Raw genomic sequence first — 3,594 nt, forward strand, 5'->3', positions numbered from 1 at the left:
GCCCATTCCGATGCCGAGGTCGAACATCTCAAGGGTTTGGGCGCCGATACGGTGATCATGGGTGAACGCGAGATTGCGCGCGGGATTGTGGAAGAAGTTCTCGGTTCCAAACCGGAGTTGAGGCGCGAAACCGCCGAGCCATCGGTGGCCTGAGTCCCAAGCCCAAGCTGCACTCTCGCGCGCTGGCAACGTGATCGGCTCGACCCAGCCTTCAAGTGAGCATTACGCCACGAATGCAGAGCCGCCATTTTGCGCGATACCACTGAGGTATTTGGCCGGCGGCTTCCCAAGCGCCTTCTTGAACATGGTGATGAAGGCCGTGACCGAACCATAGCCGAGATCGCCCGAGACTTGCTGGACACTCTTGCCGGACGCCAGTTCCCGAATTGCAACGATCAAGTGCAATTGCTGGCGCCAGCGCCCGAAACTTAGCCCTGTCTCCTTTGTCACAAGGCGGGCGAGGCTGCTCTCGCTGAGCGCCATGCGCTTGGCCCAGTCCGCCAGCGTGCTGCGGTCGGCAGGGTCTTGCGCCAACGCCTCGGCGATCCTGTTCAAGCGCGGCTCGGATGAGATCGGCAGGTGCAATTGCTGGACAGGCATGCGTGGCAATTCGGTGAGCAGCATTTTGGTCAAGAGTTCGCCCCTCGCCTCGTCGTCCTGCAGCCGATCGGAAAGCTCGATGATCAATTCGCGCAGCAGTGGCGAGATCGAAAGCGTGCAGCACCGCTCCGGCAGGTCGGCCGCTCCCGGCTCTATGTAGACGAAAAAAATCCGGGCGTTGGCGGTTGCGACATTGCTGTGCTCCATGCCGCCGGGGATCCACACCCCGCAATGCGGCGGCACCATCCATAGACCGCTTGGAACGCGGCATGTGACGCCGCCGCCGAGCGCGAAGACGAGCTGGCCTTTGCGGTGCCGGTGGGCGGGGACTTCCGCTCGGGTGTCGGGGATGTCGACGCGCACGGCAATCGCCAACGCGGAAGGGTCATCCACATCGAGATCAAGCCAGGGGTAGCTGAGGGGCCGTCTCATGATTGACTGCTATTAGCGATGAAACGCCATGATAGCTAAATTCTTTAACCGCGGAAGTCGATAGGCTCCGGTTCGCGCAGGGTTGATCTCGTGACGCTGCGCGCCATCGCCGGTATGGCTCGCTACCTACGTGGGTACTCAGCTTGCCGTGCTTTCCAACGCAAGCTGGCACCGACAAGCCAGCAACAAGGTACGCCATGCTCGCCCTGGTCATCTCTCCCGAAAGCGCGACCGGGTTGAGGCTCGCCGACGTCGCCGAGCCTCAACCGGCCTCGAATGAAGCGCTTGTCTCGGTCCACGCGACTTCGTTGAATCGCGGCGAACTGCGCCTGCTTGCCATACGCCCCAAGGGCTGGATACCCGGCCAGGACATTGCGGGGATTGTCGAACGAAGAGCAGCCGATGGTTCCGGGCCAACCGTCGGCGCCCGGGTTGTCGCGTTGGTCGACGAGGCTGGTTGGACCGAACGCATCGCAGTCCCAACCGACCGTCTCGCCGCCCTGCCGGATGACGTCAGCTTCGTTTCCGCAGCCACGCTTCCTGTCGCCGGTACGACGGCGCTGAGGACTCTACGCCATGGCGGGGACCTCGCCGGCCAGCAGGTCTTGATCACCGGCGCAAGCGGTGCGGTCGGTCGTTTCCAGATCCAGCTCGCCCGCCATCAGGGCGGATTCGTGACCGCTGTCGCCGCCGCCCGGCACGCTGAGGATCTCCGCAACCTGGGAGCCAGGCAGGTTGTCGAAGCGATAGACCTGGCCGAGGGGCCGTTCTCGCTGATTACCGAGTCGGTTGGCGGCCAAAGCCTCGCATGCGCGATCGAACGCGTCGCCCCTGGCGGGACCATCGTCATGTTCGGTTCGAGCAGCGGCGAACTAACGCCCGTCGGATTCCGCCAGTTCGTTCCGGATCATGAAGGAGCGAGGCTTCAGACCTTCGCCTACTACACATCCGGTCCAGGCATTGGCGAGGACATCGCCTCGCTGCTCGCTCTGGTCGCAGCCGGCCGGCTCGAAACACGCGTGGCCTTGACCGTGCCATGGACAGACATCGCCCAAGCGCTGGACGCACTGCGACAGCGCAGCTTCAGCGGCAAGGCCGTTCTCACCATAACAGGATGAGCATCCTGTTTTGTCACACGTGCTGGCCGCCATTGATGTGAATTTCCGAGCCCGTCACATAGGACGCCTGCTGCGAACACAGGAAGAAGATGATGTCGGCGACTTCGGCCGTGGTGCCAAGGCGCCTGAGAGGAATGGTCTCGACGATCTTGTCAGTGCCCGGCGACAGGATCGCTGTGTCGATCTCGCCGGGCGCAATGGCATTGACGCGGATGCCGTGCGGGCCGAAATCATGTGCCATCTCGCGCGTCAGCGAGCCGAGCGCCGCCTTCGATGTGGCATAGGCCGTGCCGGCGAAGGGATGCACGCGGGTTCCGGCGATCGAGGTTACGTTGACGATCGAGCCCTTGGCCGCCGCCAGCTCCTTGAACAGGCCGCGCGCCAGCATGATCGGCGCGAAGAAATTGACCTGGAACACGTCGCGCCAGACATGCATCGGCGTGTCGATCGAATCCATGCGGCTGTTGCCGTCCTTGAGCTTCGGCGAAATGCCGGCATTGTTGACCAGCGCATGCAACTGGCCGCCATGCGCTTCCAGCCGGTGGCGGATTTCGGAGACGGCGATGCCGACATCCTCCTGATCGGCGAGATCGACCTTGATGTGGTCTTCCGGCCCGGCCGGCCACGGGCAATCCTCGGCGAAAGCCTGCCTGGAGCAGGTGATGACGCGCCAGCCCTCGCGCGAAAAACGCTTGACGGTGGCGTGGCCGATGCCGCGGCTGGCGCCGGTCAGCACGATGGTCTTTCGGGTGTCGAGCTCAGTCATTTCAAGGTCTCCGGCCGGCAGATGTAGCCGAACGCCGCCGAGGTGGCGAGAGGCCGAAATGTCACCATTCACCTCAGAGGAGGAACCGGGAAGCCGGCTCGCCGTTGGTTCGGGAGTTGCAGGACAGGGCGCGGGGTCTCAGATCAAATCAATCGGGACAGAGCCATGACGCAGACAGCACCCCTCGACATAGCCACCGCCTTCACCAAGGCGTGGACAAGCCACGACCTCGAAAAGGCAGCATCCTTGGTCGCCGACGACGTCGTCTTTGATGGGCCGATGCAGCAATCGACCGGCAAGAAGCCCTATCTCGAGGGCCTGACCAAACTATCACAGGATGTGACCGGTGTGCGCATGATCGCGGCCTTCGGAGACGATCATCAGGCGCTGCTGATGTATGACTTGATGACAAAGTCGTCCGGCGCGCTTTCCTGCGCCAAGCACCTCACCATCAGCGATGGCAAGATTCACAGCGACAAACTGACCTTTGACAGCAAGAAGTTGGGCAGCGCCAAGCCACGGAATTAGCGGATCGGATCAGCCGCCAAGGAGGTCGAGGATCGAGGTCTGCCGCTTCTTGCGCGGACCGCCGACGTCGCCTGGCGGCACCGGATGTTTGACCGACGCGGTGGCGCCGTCATCCTCCGGCATGGAGGGGCCGTCGGCATCGACAGTTTG

The 3,594-nt window shown here is 63.0% G+C and carries 4 protein-coding genes; 2 read left to right on the forward strand and 2 right to left on the reverse strand.

What is annotated here, in order from left to right; translation table 11 throughout:
- Window positions 1–222 precede the first annotated feature (222 nt).
- A complete protein-coding gene (locus tag EOB59_RS07065; protein ID WP_127271895.1) occupies window positions 223–1,032 on the reverse strand; it encodes a helix-turn-helix transcriptional regulator in 810 nt (269 codons plus the stop codon).
- 197 nt (window positions 1,033–1,229) lie between these two features.
- On the opposite strand from EOB59_RS07065, the gene EOB59_RS07070 reads away from it, so the two are divergent.
- Window positions 1,230–2,150: a zinc-binding dehydrogenase gene (locus EOB59_RS07070; RefSeq protein ID WP_128288040.1), complete on the forward strand. Its 921-nt coding sequence runs from the start codon at window positions 1,230–1,232 to the stop codon at window positions 2,148–2,150.
- A 13-nt stretch (window positions 2,151–2,163) separates the two neighbouring features.
- On the opposite strand, the gene EOB59_RS07075 is transcribed toward EOB59_RS07070, so the two are convergent.
- Window positions 2,164–2,916, reverse strand: coding sequence for an SDR family oxidoreductase (locus tag EOB59_RS07075; RefSeq protein ID WP_023812510.1), 753 nt, complete (start codon window positions 2,914–2,916; stop codon window positions 2,164–2,166).
- 165 nt (window positions 2,917–3,081) lie between these two features.
- Between EOB59_RS07075 and EOB59_RS07080 the strand changes: the two genes are divergently transcribed.
- Complete coding sequence (locus EOB59_RS07080; protein WP_027037737.1) at window positions 3,082–3,444, forward strand: nuclear transport factor 2 family protein; 363 nt, start codon at window positions 3,082–3,084, stop codon at window positions 3,442–3,444.
- Window positions 3,445–3,594: the final 150 nt, after the last annotated feature.

Origin of the sequence: Mesorhizobium sp. M7A.F.Ca.MR.176.00.0.0, assembly GCF_004023165.1 — a bacterium.
In the GTDB taxonomy this organism is placed as follows: domain Bacteria; phylum Pseudomonadota; class Alphaproteobacteria; order Rhizobiales; family Rhizobiaceae; genus Mesorhizobium.

Coding starts and splice junctions, on each gene's coding strand:
- EOB59_RS07065 (WP_127271895.1), bottom strand. CDS start 1,032: ATGAGACGGCCCCTCAGCTACCCCTGGCTTGATCTCGATGTGGATGAC.
- EOB59_RS07070 (WP_128288040.1), top strand. CDS start 1,230: ATGCTCGCCCTGGTCATCTCTCCCGAAAGCGCGACCGGGTTGAGGCTC.
- EOB59_RS07075 (WP_023812510.1), bottom strand. CDS start 2,916: ATGACTGAGCTCGACACCCGAAAGACCATCGTGCTGACCGGCGCCAGC.
- EOB59_RS07080 (WP_027037737.1), top strand. CDS start 3,082: ATGACGCAGACAGCACCCCTCGACATAGCCACCGCCTTCACCAAGGCG.